The sequence below is a fragment of the Streptomyces sp. NPDC091289 genome (genome assembly GCF_044757365.1).
GTDB lineage: Bacteria > Actinomycetota > Actinomycetes > Streptomycetales > Streptomycetaceae > Streptomyces.
Genome location: NZ_JBIVUT010000014.1, coordinates 191,258 through 205,521, shown reverse-complemented (window position 1 = coordinate 205,521; position 14,264 = coordinate 191,258). Strand labels below are relative to the sequence as shown.

13 protein-coding genes and 1 tRNA gene are annotated in these 14,264 nt (G+C 70.5%); 3 read left to right on the top strand and 11 right to left on the bottom strand.

Going from position 1 to position 14,264, the window contains the following annotated elements:
• Positions 1 to 8 precede the first annotated feature (8 nt).
• Entirely contained in the window at positions 9 to 1,274 is a 1,266-nt protein-coding gene (locus ACIQPT_RS20580; RefSeq protein WP_401157315.1) for an MFS transporter, read from the bottom strand.
• 37 nt (positions 1,275 to 1,311) lie between these two features.
• Positions 1,312 to 1,926: a TetR/AcrR family transcriptional regulator gene (locus ACIQPT_RS20575; RefSeq protein ID WP_401157314.1), complete on the bottom strand. Its 615-nt coding sequence runs from the start codon at positions 1,924 to 1,926 to the stop codon at positions 1,312 to 1,314.
• Between the two features lie 100 nt (positions 1,927 to 2,026).
• Between ACIQPT_RS20575 and ACIQPT_RS20570 the strand changes: the two genes are divergently transcribed.
• Positions 2,027 to 2,767, top strand: coding sequence for an SDR family NAD(P)-dependent oxidoreductase (locus ACIQPT_RS20570; protein WP_401157313.1), 741 nt, complete (start codon positions 2,027 to 2,029; stop codon positions 2,765 to 2,767).
• Between the two features lie 172 nt (positions 2,768 to 2,939).
• Here the strand turns inward: ACIQPT_RS20570 and ACIQPT_RS20565 are convergent, their stop codons facing one another.
• The 5 genes from ACIQPT_RS20565 to ACIQPT_RS20545 form a co-directional block, all read right to left on the bottom strand.
• Complete coding sequence (locus ACIQPT_RS20565) at positions 2,940 to 3,077, bottom strand: methionine/alanine import family NSS transporter small subunit (protein ID WP_401157312.1); 138 nt, start codon at positions 3,075 to 3,077, stop codon at positions 2,940 to 2,942.
• Complete coding sequence (locus ACIQPT_RS20560) at positions 3,077 to 4,609, bottom strand: sodium-dependent transporter (protein WP_401157311.1); 1,533 nt, start codon at positions 4,607 to 4,609, stop codon at positions 3,077 to 3,079. Before ACIQPT_RS20560 ends, ACIQPT_RS20565 begins: the two co-directional genes overlap by 1 nt.
• Before the next feature lie 213 nt (positions 4,610 to 4,822).
• Positions 4,823 to 6,538 (bottom strand): ABC transporter ATP-binding protein, encoded by a 1,716-nt coding sequence (locus tag ACIQPT_RS20555; RefSeq protein WP_401157310.1) that lies wholly within the window; start codon positions 6,536 to 6,538, stop codon positions 4,823 to 4,825.
• A complete protein-coding gene (locus ACIQPT_RS20550; RefSeq protein ID WP_401157309.1) occupies positions 6,535 to 8,325 on the bottom strand; it encodes an ABC transporter ATP-binding protein in 1,791 nt (596 codons plus the stop codon). Before ACIQPT_RS20550 ends, ACIQPT_RS20555 begins: the two co-directional genes overlap by 4 nt.
• Positions 8,325 to 9,824: a DHA2 family efflux MFS transporter permease subunit gene (locus tag ACIQPT_RS20545; RefSeq protein ID WP_401157308.1), complete on the bottom strand. Its 1,500-nt coding sequence runs from the start codon at positions 9,822 to 9,824 to the stop codon at positions 8,325 to 8,327. Before ACIQPT_RS20545 ends, ACIQPT_RS20550 begins: the two co-directional genes overlap by 1 nt.
• Positions 9,825 to 9,924: 100 nt before the next feature.
• Here ACIQPT_RS20545 and ACIQPT_RS20540 point away from each other — a divergent pair, with 100 nt between their 5' ends.
• Positions 9,925 to 10,596, top strand: a complete 672-nt coding sequence (locus ACIQPT_RS20540) for a TetR/AcrR family transcriptional regulator C-terminal domain-containing protein (protein WP_401157307.1) — start codon at positions 9,925 to 9,927, stop codon at positions 10,594 to 10,596.
• A 36-nt stretch (positions 10,597 to 10,632) separates the two neighbouring features.
• On the opposite strand, the gene ACIQPT_RS20535 is transcribed toward ACIQPT_RS20540, so the two are convergent.
• The 3 genes from ACIQPT_RS20535 to ACIQPT_RS20525 all read right to left on the bottom strand — a co-directional run bounded on the left by ACIQPT_RS20535 (position 10,633) and on the right by ACIQPT_RS20525 (position 13,295).
• On the bottom strand, positions 10,633 to 10,809 hold the full coding sequence (locus tag ACIQPT_RS20535) for a hypothetical protein (RefSeq protein WP_401157306.1): 177 nt from the start codon (positions 10,807 to 10,809) through the stop codon (positions 10,633 to 10,635).
• A 2-nt stretch (positions 10,810 to 10,811) separates the two neighbouring features.
• Positions 10,812 to 12,023, bottom strand: coding sequence for a trypsin-like serine peptidase (locus tag ACIQPT_RS20530; RefSeq protein ID WP_401157305.1), 1,212 nt, complete (start codon positions 12,021 to 12,023; stop codon positions 10,812 to 10,814).
• Positions 12,024 to 12,110: 87 nt separating this feature from the next.
• Complete coding sequence (locus tag ACIQPT_RS20525; protein ID WP_401157304.1) at positions 12,111 to 13,295, bottom strand: FAD-dependent monooxygenase; 1,185 nt, start codon at positions 13,293 to 13,295, stop codon at positions 12,111 to 12,113.
• Positions 13,296 to 13,382: 87 nt separating this feature from the next.
• Here ACIQPT_RS20525 and ACIQPT_RS20520 point away from each other — a divergent pair, with 87 nt between their 5' ends.
• Positions 13,383 to 13,967 carry a TetR/AcrR family transcriptional regulator gene (locus tag ACIQPT_RS20520; RefSeq protein ID WP_401157303.1) on the top strand — a complete coding sequence of 195 codons (585 nt, stop codon included), beginning with the start codon at positions 13,383 to 13,385 and terminating at the stop codon, positions 13,965 to 13,967.
• 116 nt (positions 13,968 to 14,083) lie between these two features.
• Here the strand turns inward: ACIQPT_RS20520 and ACIQPT_RS20515 are convergent.
• Positions 14,084 to 14,157: transfer RNA gene (locus tag ACIQPT_RS20515), tRNA-Ile, on the bottom strand.
• Positions 14,158 to 14,264: the final 107 nt, after the last annotated feature.

The window sequence follows — 14,264 nt, the reverse complement described above, 5'->3', positions numbered from 1 at the left end:
AGGCGTGGTCACGGCTGTGGGTCGCGGGCGTCGTACCGGGCGAAGGCGCGCCACTTCAGCGCGAGCAGGGCCACTCCGGTCACGCACAGGATGCCGCCGCCGGTGACGGCGACGGCGGGCGAGAGGAGGTCGGCGACGGAGCCCGCCAGGAAGTCGCCGAGGCGGGGGCCGCCCGCCACGACGACGATGAAGACGCCCTGGAGCCGGCCGCGCATCTCGTCGGGCACGGCCGCCTGGAGCATGGTGTTGCGGAAGACCATGGAGACGGTGTCGGCGCATCCGGCGAGGGCCAGGAACAGCAGCCCGAGCCAGAGGTTGCGGGTGAGCCCGAAGACGGCGATGGCGATGCCCCAGGAGCCGACGGCCAGCAGGATCGCGAGTCCGTGCCGCCGGATCCGGCCGAACCAGCCGGAGAACACCCCGCCGAGCAGCGCTCCGAGGGCCGGGGCGGCGACGAGCAGTCCGGTGGTCCGCGCGTCACCCCCGTACCAGAGGACGGCGACGACCGGGAAGAGGGCGCGGGGGTGGGCGAGAACCATCGCGCACAGGTCGGTGAAGAAAGTCATCCGCAGGTTCGGCCGGGTGCCGAGGAAGCGCAGCCCGTCCAGTACGGAGGCACGCTTACCCGTCTCGCCCTCCTTGCGGTCGGGCAGCATCGAAGGCAGCCGCCACATCGCGTACAGGGACGCGGTGAAGCAGACGGCGTCCACGGTGTACGCGGCCCGGTAGCCCCACCAGCCGACGATCAGGCCGCCCAGCATCGGGCCGACGAGCATGCCCGTCGTGCTGGTCATGGTGGTCAGCGCGTTGGCGGCGGGCAGTTGTTCGGCCGGGAGCAGCCGGGCGATCATCGAGGAGCGGGCCGGTGCGTTGAGGGCGAAGCAGACGGCCTGGAGGGCGACGATCGCGTACAGCAGGCCGACCCGTTCGATGCCCGCGACGGCCGCCGCCACCAGGACGACGGACAGGACGAACGACCCGGTGGCGCTGAAGAGTCCGAGCTTGCGCCGGTCGACGGTGTCGGCGACGGCCCCGCCGTAGAGCCCGAAGACGATGAGCGGCACGAGCGAGCAGAACCCGATGAGCCCCACGGAGAACGCGGACCCGGTGATGTCGTAGACCTGGAGCGAGACCGCCAGCGCCGTCATGCCCTGGCCGACCCAGGAGACGGTGTTCCCGAACCAGAGCCGCCGGTAGTCGGGCGAGGTCCGCAGGGGCGTCAGGTCGGCGAATATATGAGTGCGGTGTACAGGTGGTTCGCTCGTTTCGGTCACAGGGGATAGTAGCCAGCCCCTTCCCGGCGGGCCGGGGTCACCCCACCGGCTGCCGCACCAGCGAGTCCCACAGGGCCACGGCGTGGTCGACGGTGGAGCGGAGCCGCTCCAGGGGGACGCCGTCACGGGCCTCGATGGACAGGCCGTGCAGGATCGTGGCGTAGAAGGCGGCGACCGAGCGGACGTCCGTGTCCGGGGCCAGCTCCCCCTCCTCGACGGCCCGTTCGAGCCGCTTCTCCAGCTCCGTGACCGAGGCCCGCCGCCACCGGGCCAGATGCTCGGCGACCTGCTCGTTCTGCTGCGAACAGCTGGTGGCCGACAGGACGATCATGCAGCCGCTGGGCGTCGCCGGATCGGTGAAGGTGTCGATGTTGCCGCGCAGCATGGCCTCCACGGCGGCCCGCGCCGTCGGCGCCTCGCGCAGCGCCCGGTTGGTCGCCGAGCCCGTGGTGCTGTCGTAGAGCGCGACGGCCTCGCGGAACAACTGCTCTTTCGAGCCAAAGGTGTTGTACAGGCTGGCGGAGTTGATGCCCATGGCGGCGGTCAGGTCCGTGAGCTTCGTGCCCTCGTACCCGAACTCCCAGAACGTCTCCATCGCACGCCGCAGTGCGGCGGCGCGGTCGAACGCGCGCGGTCGGCCTCTTTCGGCCATCTCTGCCTCCTCGGGGAAGGGTTGCCCCTCGGGCATCCTGCCTGTTTAGTATTTCTGGATCGTCCGACCTAGATATACACCTCAGCATGAATGGAGCGAGATGCCTCAGCTTGCGGGCAAGGTGGCACTGGTGACCGGAGGAAGCCGCGGGATCGGTGCCGCGACCGCCCTCCGACTGGCGGAGGAGGGCGCGGACGTCGCCCTGACGTATGTGAGCGCGGCCGACAAGGCGCAGGAGGTCGTCAAGTCGATCGAGGCGTTCGGACGCAAGGGCCTGGCCATCCGGGCCGACAGCGCGGATCCGGCGGCCGTCGTCCGGTCCGTCGAGCAGACCGCGACCGCGCTCGGCCGGCTCGACATCCTGGTGAACAACGCCGGGATCTTCCCGTACGGCCCGATCGAGGGCGTGACGCTGGAGGAGATCGACCGCACGCTGGCCGTCCATGTGCGGGCCGTCTTCCTGGCCGCCCAGGCCGCCATCCCGCACCTGGGACACGGCGGACGCATCATCAGCATCGGCAGCTGCTGGGCCAACCGCGTGCCGGTGCCGGACGTGACGCTGTACGCCATGAGCAAGTCGGCGCTGATCGGCTTCACCAAGGGACTGGCCCACGATGTGGCGCCCAAGGGGATCACCGCGAACATCGTGGACCCCGGGCCCACCGTCACCGACATGAACCCGGACGGCACGGACGAGGCCGAGGAGGAGCGTCTGAGGACGGCGGCGAAGGTGCTGGGCGCGGGGGCCGACACCGCGAAGGCCGTGGCCTTCCTCGCCGGTCCGGACGCCCAGTGGATCACCGGCACCTCGCTGGCGGTCGACGGTGGCTACACGGCCTGACCGCGCGGCCGGCCCTCTGGAGTCCGTACGGGCCCTGGTCACCCCGTCCCACGAACCGCCGGGGTCGGTACAGCGGCGCCCGCCGCGGTCGGGGCCCGGCTCCGGCCCGCGTGCGTACACGGGCCGGAGCATGGTTCCGGGTGAGCGGGGCGGCGCTACCGCCAGGGCGCGGTCACTCGGCCGGGCGGGTGCCGGGCGGCATCTGCTCCGGAGGGTCCGGGTGCTTCCTCAGCCGGAGGATGGCGGCGATCAGTCCACCCCAGACGATGAGCATGGCGATGATCATCATGATGATGGCGCTGGTGGACATCAGCGGTCCTTCCGGTCGGCTGGCGACTCCATGTCCAGGTCGATGTCCTCACCACCGGCCGGCCATGGCATCAGAGTGAGGATCACCCCCACCAGCAGTGCTCCGATGGCGACGCTCCAGCCGGCGGAGAGCAGGAACCCGGTCGAGTAGCCCTCGTAGTTCTCTTCGAACTCGGTCCGCAGACTGTCGACCATCATCCAGCCCAGCACCAGCGGCGTGATGACACCGAGGCAGATTCGCCACCAGTGGCCGAGCCGGACGGCGGAGGTGGCGTCGGCGTTCTCCTGGAGGCCGGGGAGCTGCCGCAGCACCCAGACGATGACGATCAGTGCGACCAGGGCGGCCAGGGCGATGCCGTACTGGTTGATGAAGTGGTCGGACGCGTCGAGCAGATAGATGCCGGACTCGGTCGGGAAGAGCAGGACCGACACCAGCGCGATCAGACCGCCGATGCCCAGGACCGCCGGCATGCGGCGCATACCGGTCCGGTCCTGCACGGCGGAGACGACCACCTGCACGATGGAGATCAGTGAGGAGAGTCCCGCGATCACCAGGGAGCTGAAGAACAGCACGCCGAAGAAGCCGCCGAGCGGCATCTCCGAGATCACCGCGGGGAAGGCGACGAACGCCAGGCCGATGCCCGCGCTGGCGACGTCGTCGACGCCTACCCCCGAAGCGGTCGCCAGATAGCCCAGTGTCGCGAAGACCCCGATGCCCGCGAGGATCTCGAACGAGCTGTTGGCGAAGCCCGCCACCATCGCGGAGCCCGACAGGTCGGCCCGGCGGCCCAGGTACGACGCGTACGTGACCATGATGCCGAAGCCGATGGACAGCGAGAAGAAGATCTGCCCGTAGGCGGCGACCCAGACGCTGCCGTTGGCGAGCTCCGACCAGTTCGGCTTGAAGAGGGCGTCGAGTCCGGCAGCCGCCCCGTCCAGCATGAGCGCTCGGATCACCAGCGCGGCGAACAGAACGAAGAGCAAGGGAATGAAGATCCTGTTGGCCCGCTCGATGCCACGCCGGATCCCGAACGCCAGGATGACGAGCACGACCACCCACACGATGATGAGCGGCCAGAACACCCCGGGTACGAAGCCGTCCAGGAAGCCTGGTGTCTCCGGTGCCCGCAGGAAGTCGCCGAAGAGGAATGCCTCCGGGTCGTCACCCCACTGCCGACCGACGGAGAAACCCACATAGCGCACGGCCCAGGCGATGATGACGGCGTAGTAGGTGGCGATCACGAAGGAGATCGCGACCTGCCACCATCCGATGACCTCTGCCGGCCGGGACATCCTGCGCAGCGCGGCGGGGGGCGACAGGCGGTACTTCCGCCCGATGGTGTACTCCATGATCAGCAGCGGGATGCCCGCGGTGAGGAGTGCGATGAGATACGGCAGCAGGAAGGCGCCGCCACCGTTGTCGTAGGCGATGGCGGGGAACCGCCAGATATTGCCGAGCCCGATGGCCGAACCGATGGCAGCCAGCAGAAAGCCGGTGCGGTTGGACCATTGCTCACGTGGCTGCTCTGTCATATGCAGTCCTCGGGTCTCCTCATGACGCTGCGGGTCGAGCTGATGGCACGTTAGCGCGGAGAGGGCCCGTCGGCGCCGTGACCGGGCCCGGCAGACGAGAGCTGCAAGGACAGGGCTGCGGGCGAACTGTTGTCTCCGGAGGCCGAGGCCCGGCGCATACCCCGCGCGGAACTGCCGGAGGGTCCCCGACAAGGAATCAATCGGCCCACCCGCCTATTCACTCGCTGCCGACTCCATGGAAATGTTCCAGAATTCGGCGTAGCGGCCGCTTCCGCTCAGGAGCTCGTCGTGGCTGCCCTCCTCCACGATGTGACCGCCCTCCAGGAAGAGGACGCGGTCGGCCCGCTGCACGGTCCGCATCCGGTGGGCGACCATCACCACGGTCCGCCCGGCCATCAGACTCTCGATGCCCTCGTGCACGGCTGTCTCGTTGGCCGGATCGAGGGCAGAGGTCACCTCGTCCAGCAGGACGACGGGCACGTTCTTCAGTAACGCCCGGGCGATCGACACGCGTTGGCGCTCACCGCCCGACAGCAGCGCACCACCCTCGCCGACCTTCGCCGCCCATCCACCGGGCAGCCGCTCGATGACCTCGTCGAGCCGGGCCGCGGCCGCCGCCGCCCGGACGTCGGCCTCGTCGGCGTCGGGACGGCCGAGGCGTACGTTCTCCTCGATGGTGCCGTCGAAGAGATGGACGTCCTGGAAGACGATGGCGATCTGCGACATCAGCACCTCCGTGTCGATCTCGCGCACATCCACGCCGCCCACGCGTACCGCGCCGGAGTCCACGTCGTAGAACCGGGCGAGCAACTGCAGCAAGGTGCTCTTGCCCGCGCCCGACAGTCCGACCACGGCGAGCCGCTGCCCCTGGGGCACGGAGAAGGACACCTCGTCGAACACCGTGCGTTCGCCGTGCCGGAAGGTGACGGACTCGAACGCCAGGTCGTGGTCGACCGGCCGGACAGGCTCACGGGGTTCCGGCAGCGGCGCGATGCTCAGAACCTTGTCGAGCCGCTCCAGCTCGGACTGCGCGCCCCGGAGCCCGGCGCCGATATCCGACAGCGACAGCAGCGGATCGGCGCAGCGGGCCGCGAGCACCAGGATCGTCAGGACCTCCGCCGCACCGATGCTCCCGCCGAGGGCGAGGGAGGTGCCCAGCGCCAGCACCGCGGTGAAGGCCACCTGCACCGCGACCGTCAGGCCCACCGCGCCGGGCAGCATCGCCAGCACGGTACGCCGGGAGGAGCGCTGGACCTCCTGGAGCGAGTCGTCGAGCAGCCCGAAGCGCTCTCCGGTGCGGCCGCCGGCACGCAGCACCGGCTGGGCCTGGAGGTACTCGATGACGCGGTCCGAGGCCTCCTTGTCCCGTTCGTGGCGGTCCGCGTCGGTGCCGGCCATGGAGCGCGCGGTCCACTTCTGGATCGCCGCCACGGCGGGTGCGGCGATCAACGCGGCCACGCCCAGCTGCCAGTTGAAGGCGATCATCACGGCGACGATCGTCAGGGGGGTCACCAGGGCGGAGATGTACGGGGCCAGCAGGTGCGCGGCCACGCCCATCGCCCGAAGCAGGCCGCGGCCGGCCATGACGGAGACCTCGCCGACCCGTCCGGTGTTGTACCAGCCGATGGGCAGCCGGGCCAGGTGCTCGCCCAGCCGGTAGTACATGCCGTGCAGCATCGTGGTGCCGACGCGCATGCCGGAGAGGTCGCTGACGTAGCGCAGCACGGCGTAGACCGCGACCGCCGCCCCGAACGCGATCAGCCACGGCACGGCGTCGTCCGGCGTGCTGCCGAACAGTTCCCGCACCACCGGGACCAGCAGCGCGTAGGAGAGACCCTCGACCATCGCGGTGATCGTCATCAGGAGCACGGTGCGGCGCATCGCCCGGGCGTACTCGGGTCCGAGCACGCGCAGCAGGGTTCGAATCATCGGGGCTGTCCTCCTTGGGAACGCCAGAACTCGGCGAACTTTCCGTCCTGCGCCAGCAGTTCGGCGGGTCTGCCTCGCTCGACGATCGACCCGTTCTCCAGCATCACGACGGTGTCGGCGTCGGCGACCGTCTCCGGGCGATGGGCGATGACCAGGATCGTCCGCTCGCCGCCGAGGGTCGCCAGGGCCTGGCGGATCGCCTGTTCGGTCTGCGGGTCGGCGAAGGCGGTCGCCTCGTCGAGCACCAGGACGGGTGTGCCGGCCAGCAGCGCGCGAGCGAGGGAGATCCGCTGGGCCTCGCCGCCCGACAGCCTGACGTCTTCGCCGATCACCGTCTCGTAGCCGCCCGGCATGTCGAGGATGCGGTCGTGGATGTGGGCCAGTTGGGCGGCGCGCACCACATCGTCGCGCTCGGCGTGCGGCACCGCGAGCGCGATGTTGTCCGCGACCGAGGCGCGCAGCAGGCGGACGTCCTGGAAGACGAAGGAGACCGTGCGGTAGAGCTGCCGGCTGCCGATCTCCCGCAGATCGACGCCGCCCACCAGGACCGAGCCCCGGCTCGGGTCGAAGAACCTCGGCAGCAGTTGGACCAGGGTCGACTTCCCGCTTCCCGACGGCCCGACGAGCGCGGTGAAGGTCCCCGGCTCCAGCACCAGGTCGATCCCGCGCAGCACCTCGTGGTCCTCTTCGTAGCCGAAGCGGACGTCACGCAGTTCCACCCGGTGTCCCTGGGGCGCGACCGGGTGCGCGGGCTCCGGGAGCGACTCGACGTCGAGGACGTCCTTGATCCTGCCGACCGCGCGGCCCGCGGCCTGCATGTCGTCGAAGCCGTGGCCCAGGGCCGCCACGGGTGCGGTCAGCCCCAGGCCCAGCAGCAGGAAGGGCAGCAGGTCGGCGGGGGCCAGGCTCCCGGACGTGATCAGCGACGTACCGCCGATCAGGACGACCAGCAGCACGAACGGTGGCGACAGCGCCAGTTGCATCCCGGCGGCGACCAGGGACATGCCGCGCACCCACCGGAAGAACGTACCGACGAAGTCGTCGACGGCGGTGAGGAACTTCCCGTGGGCGCGCGCGGATCCGCCGAACGCCTTGACCACCGAGATGCCCTGCACGAACTCGACGACGGAGCTCGCGATCCGCCCCATGGCCTCGTCGAACTCCTCCTGCTCGCGTGTCCGGGCGGGAAGCATCAGCAGCGGGACCAGGAGGACGGCCATCGCCACGGGGATCAGCGTGATCAGCGTGAGGCGCCAGTCGATGGTGAACAGATAGACCAGCGACACCAGCGGCACCACGAACGCGGAGACGAGCTCGCCGGGCGCATGGGCGATGAGGGGGTGCACGGCGCTCACGTCCTCCCCCACCACCTTGGCCAGCTCACCGGTCTTGCGGCGGGAGTACCAGCCGATCGGCACGCGGCCGAGCCGGTCGGCGAGCTGCCGGCGGAGCGTCAGCTGCACCTGGCCGTCCAGCACATGACCGAGCCCCGAGGACGCGGCGGTGCACAGCAGTCGTACGAACAGGCCGGCCGCGCCCAGGATCACGACCGTCCAGACGTGCCCCTCGTCGATCGGGCCCGGCGCCAGCAGGGTGCGACCCAGCTCGACGACCGCCAGCAGCGGCGCGAGTCCCGCGAGAGCGCCGATCACCTGAAGGATCGCGACGGCCACGAACGTACGGACATGAGGACGCAGCAGCCCGGACAGGCCCCGCTCCTCCACGGAGTCGGAATCCGATGTCGGCGTGGACCGCTCCCCCGCCCCAACAGCGTCGATCGCGTTCATCACTCTCCAGTCGTACGCGTACGGATATCTCGGTATTCGGCTGTGGGGCGCCGTGGGCCCGGAGGTCGGGACTTGACGTTCGGCAGGGCCAGCGCGATCAGGGAGGCGACCACCATGACGCCCGCGCAGATCAGGAAGGCGACGCTGTACCCGTGAACGAGCGCCTCTACGGGATCGGAGTCGCCGACCGCGTCGGTGGTCGCGGTGGCGGCGATGGTGGTCAGCACGGCGAGGCCGACGGCTCCGCCGACCTGGCGGGAGGTGTTGAGCAGCCCGGAGGCCGCGCCGGCGTCCTCGGGGTCGACGTCGGAGGTGCCGGTGAGCGTGATCGACAGGAGCAGGAAGCCCAGGCCGATGCCGACGATCAGGGTCGGCCCGAGGATATGGGCCAGGAAGACCGGGGGACGGGCGGGCACCGCGGCCAGCCAGGCCATACCGGCCGCGACCACGAGCCCACCCATGATGATCAGGTTCCGGGGGCCGAGGACGAGGACGAGCTTGCGGGAGACGAAGCCGCCGACGATGACGACGAGGGTCACCGGAACCATGGCCATACCGGCTCGCAGGGCGCTGTAGCCGATGGCCTGCTGCAGGTACAGGGAGATGAAGAAGAAGGACGCGTTGAGGACCACTCCCAGCATGAGCATGATCAGGTTTCCGAGCACCAGACCGCGCAGTCGGAGCAGCGCCCGGGGGATGAGCGGCTGGGGGCTGGTCAGCTGCACGACCACGAAGCCCGCGATGAGGACCGCCGCCGCGCCGAGGGCGACCAGGACGCCGGCGGCCCCCCACCCGTCGGCCGACGCCTGCGAGAGCCCGTAGGTGAGCGTCCCGATGCCCAGCGTCACGCAGAGGCTGCCGGGGAGATCGAGCCGGACCGGCTTGGTGCCGACCCGGGCGGGGAGCAGGCACCAGAGCGCCGCGGCGAACAGCGCGATGCCGGGGGGAATGTTGATGAAGAGCACCCACCGCCAGCTCAGCTCGCTGGTGAGCACGCCGCCGAGGAGTACGCCGGCCGTGCCGGCGAACGCGATGGTGATGCTCCACAGGGCCAGGGCGCGCTGCCGCTGGGTCTCGTCGGTGTGACTCGTGGTGATGAGGCTCAGGCTGGTGGGCGTGAGCGCGGCGGCGCCGACACCCTGGATGAACCGGGACACGATCAGCATGGCCGGGTCGGCCGCCAGGCCGCCCGTGAGGCTGGCGGCGGTGAAGACGATCATGCCGAAAAGGAACACCCGTTTATGGCCGAACAGATCGCCCGCCCTGGCGGCCAGCAGTAGCAGACCGCCGAGAGTGACCAGATAGCCGGTGACGACCCACTGCTGCTGACCGACCGACATGTCCAGTGCGTCGTGCATCTGCGGCAGGGCCAGCGTGACGATCGTGGTGTCGAGCACCACCATGAAGAGCGCCACGCACGAGATGGCCACCACGACGCCGAGCGGCAGATTCGGCCGCAGGACCGCGGGGGTGGGTGGTAACGCTGAGGATGCAGACATGGCGCCTCCTGGTGAACATCGTTCACCGTGAACGTTGTTTACTGTGAACGGCGTTCACGCTAGCTATATGATTCGGGGGTTGTCAACGATGGAGCGACGCATGCTGCTGCGAAAAGCCGACGTGGTCGAAGGCGCCCTGGATTTCCTCGACACCGAAGGGCTCGACGGACTGACGATGCGCAAGCTCGGTGCTGCGCTCAACGTGCACGGAGGAGCCCTCTACCGGCACTTCCCGAACAAGGCGGCCCTGCTGGAGGCGATGGCCAACAAGCTCACCGAGGGGGTCGGGGCCCCCTTGCCCGAGGCTCCCTGGCGCGATCAGATCTATGTCCTGGGCCAGCGGTTCCGGACGGCCATGCTGGCGCACCGGGACGGGGCGCGCCTGGTCAGCGGCACCCATGCCACCGGCGCCAATTCGATCACCGCCGGGAGTCTCGTCGTCGACGTCCTCTGCGGCGCGGGCCTGGCCCCCGCCCAGGCCGGATCGCTGGCCTTCTCCCTCTACTACTACGTACTCGGTCACACCATCGACGAACAGAACCAGGCCCTCGCGCCGGACGAGGGGTGGCAGAGCGGTGAGAACCAGCTCGCGAGCGCGCTGCCGCCCCAGTACGCGGAGGCCTTCCACTCCCTCATGAACACCGACCCGGCGGAACGGTTCGCGTACGGGCTCAACACCTTCATCGAGGGCGTCGCGAGCCGGATCCCGTCGGCGCCCGCTACCGCGCCCCGGACACCCGCCCCCCACGCGTCCGATACCGGGCCACGATGACCTGGGCCTAGGCGGGGGCGGACCGGAGGCGGGGCATCAGGTCGAGGTGTCGGTGTTGGTCGGAGCCGAGCTGACGGCGCTCGTGACCTGGGTCAGCCCGAACCCGTCGGCCAGTGAGGGCTGCTGGGACGAGGCGTGTGCGGCGGGAGCGGTGAGCGACAGCAGGACGGCCGCGACCAGCACGCTCAGGACGCGCCTGAGGGACTCGGCCACGGTCAGGCTCCGGGGGTGACGGACTGGGCCGTCTCGAAGGCGGCCTGCTCCTGGTCGCCGAAGTTCGTCCCGGCCATGTAGGGGCTGGGGGCACGGGACTCGGCTTCGGCGATCGCGTCGAGGCCGCCGGTGCTGGACTGGGCGAAGTGCGAGGTGACACCGACCAGGACGCCCTCGCCGACAACCGGGTCGAAGTCCTTGAACCAGGGGCCGCCGCTGGCGCCGGGGCTGAGCTGGGTCTTCATCAGGTCGCTGTTGGTGTCCCACCACCACTCGCGGTTGATCCAGGACGGCCCCTGGCTGAACAGCAGCGAGCGTCCGTCGTAGATGCGCTGCTGTGCGGCGGGGACGTTGTTGACGTTCGGGGAGCCGTTGATCACCGCCGCGCCGGTGGTGGTGGAGAAGTTGGGGCCGCTGTAGCTCTTGAAGTTGACGGTGGGGTAGCCGAAGTTGGTGCGCGGCGTCTTGCGGACCGGGTTGAAGCCGATCGGCTGGCCGCCGCCCACGACCTCTTCGATCGGGCGGTCGTCGGCCGGGTTGTCGACGACCATCGCGGCCATGTCGTTGTTGTTGAAGTGGTTGGCCTGGGCCGCCCAGCCTTCGGTCCACCAGGCCCGGGTGGCCGCCCACACGCCGTACGGGGCGACGTCGGGGCCGATCGCCGGTCCGCTGTTCAGGTCGGTGCCCGGGGCGACGCGCGGCAGGTTCTCGCCCCGGAAGCCGGGGATGAACACCACGTTCGTCGCGATCTGGTTCAGCGGGCCGTTCAGGCCCCAGTTGACGCGCAGGCAGTGTGCCGCGGTGACCACGACGCTCTTGTTCCGGCTCTTGACCACGGTGGCGGTGCAGGCCGCGAGGCCATCGGCCGCACCCGCGCCGTCGACGTTGCGCATCCGCATCACCAGCTTGCCCGTCGTACGGGTGACCTTCCCGCCGCCGGCCCAGGGCCGGGCGGTGTCGTCCCATCCGGCCGCCGGAGCGACGGCCTCGGCCCCGTCGCCGTTGAGTGCGGCGGCCGACAGCCGGTTCAGGTTCCAGTACCCGACCTGCTCCTGGAGCCCGGTTCGGTAGTCGTCGCCGAGCGGAACGAGGCGAAGTTCGGCGGGGCCGGCGGCCTGCGCGGCCGGGGCACTGCCCAGGGCGGCCGCGGTTAACGCGGCGACCGTGACGGCCCGAACGGATATCCGCCGGCGGGTCAACTGACGTCTCCTCATGGCGTACTCCCCAGTAGGATTTACTGTCGGGCCGAAGCTAGCAGCCGGAACCGCTCCACATCAGGACAGAGTTTCAGGACACCGGCGTCACCCGGTTCGACCGGCGGGGCCGGAAGGGGGTTGCCAGCCGAGGACCGTGTCCAGGGCCCTCCGCGTGACCACCCGCGGCGTGGCGCGTACGGCGAGGTTCCGGATGGACGCGGCCAGGGGGTGGGAGAGCCGGGCGAGTTCTCCCATGCGTCGGGAGCGGCGGCTGATACGGGTGGTTCGCCGGTGTCTGGCCTGGGTGTAGGCGGCGAGCGCGGCCGGTACGTCGGTGTCGCGTGCCAGGAGGTGCGCCACGACGACCGCGTCCTCGATGGCCTGGCAGCCGCCCTGGCCCATGTTGGGCGTCATCGCGTGGGCGGCGTCACCGAGCAGGGCCACCCGGCCGGCGTGGAACCGGGGCAGGGGCGGGCGCAGTTCGTGGAAGTCGTGGTGGAGTATGCCGACCGGGTCGGGGTTCCGCCGGTTCAGCCGGTCCAGCAGCGCGGGTATCGGATCGTGCCACGCGCCGAAGCGTCGGGTCAGTTCCGCGTGGTGGTCGGCCGGGCGCGCGCCGGGGCCGGTGACGGCGGTGGCGTAGACGTAGATCCGGCCGTCGGCCAGGGGAACGACACCGAACCGCTCACCTCGCCCCCAGGTTTCGGTCGCCTGCTGAGGAGGCAGGCCGGCACCGGGCACCACCGCTCGCCATCCGGCCTCACCGGCGTGGGACAGCCCGGGGTGCCGGGGGAAGAGCTGTCCGCGGAGGGCGCTGCGCATGCCGTCGGCCGCCACGACGACGTCGGCTCGCAGGTCGCCCGCCGACGTACGCACGACCACGGCGCCCCCGGTGTCGTCCACACCGGTCACCGCTACGCCGAGGCGTACGACGCCGGGCGGCAGCGCGGAGGCGAGGGCGTCGACCAGGAAGCCGCGGTGCACGGCGCGCATCGAGAGCCCGTAACGGGTGGACACAGCGCCGCTGTCGGATCGGCTCAGCCACGCGCCGTCGGGCGTACGCAGCCCGATCGAACCGGGCAGTGCCTCACCCGCCCACACCTCGGGGCCCAGGCCGATCGAGTCCAGGGCGCGCAGTGCGTTGGGGGCGAGGACGATGCCGGCGCCGATACCCGTGAGGGCGGGAGCCCGTTCGCACACGGTCACGCGCCATCCGTGGCGCCCCAGGGCCACCGCCGCGGCCAGGCCCCCGATTCCGCCTCCGGCCACGACGGCATGACGAACCCCCATGTCGGCTCCCTTCCCCACCCATCCAGGCGCTTCCTCTACAGCCGTAGAGGCGAATGTCCCGCACTCTACACCTGTAGAGTGCGGGGTGTGCCCCTCCCTGATCGCCGAGACCTGATCGCCGACGCCGCCATCACCACGGTGGCCACCGCCGGGCTGCGCGGCTTGACCCATCGCGCGGTCGACGCCGCCGCGGGGCTGCCGTCCGGCAGCACGTCGTACTACTTCCGCACGCGTAGCGCCCTGATCAGCGCCTGCTATCTCCGCCTGGCCGAACTGTCGGTCGCCGACGTGGGCCGGTGGGAGGCGGAGCACGGGCCCACGGACCCGGACTCCGCCGCGGAGGCGCTGGCCGCGCTGCTGCACCACTGGCTGACGGTGGAACGAGACCGCCAGCTCGCCCGGTTCGAACTCAGCCTGGAGGCGACCCGTCGCCCGGAGCTGCGCGCCGACCTGCTGACCGCCGGCCTCGCCGCACGGTCCAAGGCCGCCTCCGTACTGGCGGCGCTCGGCGCTCCCCATCCAGCGTCGGCGGCGGACCTGCTCGTCGCCTGGACCGACGGCCTGTTGTACGACTGGCTCGCCGGCGCGACGGCCGGGACCCGCCCGGTGCCCGACGTGACCGAGCTGACCCCGGTCGTCCGGCGGATGCTTGCGGCCGTGCTCTCCACCTGACCGACGCCGACGCCCGCCTCCCGCGAGAACGGAAAAGCCCAGGTCACAGCCGTACGGAAGACGCCCCCGGAAATGCGTTTCCCCAGGCCAGAACGATTCTGCCTGGGGACGCTCGGTGGGGCGGGTGGGACTCGAACCCACGGCCGACGGATTATGAGTCCGCTGCTCTAACCGGCTGAGCTACCGCCCCGTTTCGGCGTGGCGCGTACAAGTGTGCGCACCGTCTGCCGCAGCATAGCCGGTCATACGATCTCTCGCTTCGGATGGCCGACTTCGCCTGATCTTGAGGACGGCGCT

What these genes read in the sequence shown, in the direction of transcription:
- ACIQPT_RS20575 (WP_401157314.1), bottom strand. Translation starts at nt 1,926, where the DNA reads ATGGCCGAAAGAGGCCGACCGCGCGCGTTCGACCGCGCCGCCGCACTG.
- ACIQPT_RS20570 (WP_401157313.1), top strand. Translation starts at nt 2,027, where the DNA reads ATGCCTCAGCTTGCGGGCAAGGTGGCACTGGTGACCGGAGGAAGCCGC.
- ACIQPT_RS20565 (WP_401157312.1), bottom strand. Translation starts at nt 3,077, where the DNA reads ATGTCCACCAGCGCCATCATCATGATGATCATCGCCATGCTCATCGTC.
- ACIQPT_RS20560 (WP_401157311.1), bottom strand. Translation starts at nt 4,609, where the DNA reads ATGACAGAGCAGCCACGTGAGCAATGGTCCAACCGCACCGGCTTTCTG.
- ACIQPT_RS20555 (WP_401157310.1), bottom strand. Translation starts at nt 6,538, where the DNA reads ATGATTCGAACCCTGCTGCGCGTGCTCGGACCCGAGTACGCCCGGGCG.
- ACIQPT_RS20550 (WP_401157309.1), bottom strand. Translation starts at nt 8,325, where the DNA reads ATGAACGCGATCGACGCTGTTGGGGCGGGGGAGCGGTCCACGCCGACA.
- ACIQPT_RS20545 (WP_401157308.1), bottom strand. Translation starts at nt 9,824, where the DNA reads ATGTCTGCATCCTCAGCGTTACCACCCACCCCCGCGGTCCTGCGGCCG.
- ACIQPT_RS20540 (WP_401157307.1), top strand. Translation starts at nt 9,925, where the DNA reads ATGCTGCTGCGAAAAGCCGACGTGGTCGAAGGCGCCCTGGATTTCCTC.
- ACIQPT_RS20530 (WP_401157305.1), bottom strand. Translation starts at nt 12,023, where the DNA reads ATGAGGAGACGTCAGTTGACCCGCCGGCGGATATCCGTTCGGGCCGTC.
- ACIQPT_RS20525 (WP_401157304.1), bottom strand. Translation starts at nt 13,295, where the DNA reads ATGGGGGTTCGTCATGCCGTCGTGGCCGGAGGCGGAATCGGGGGCCTG.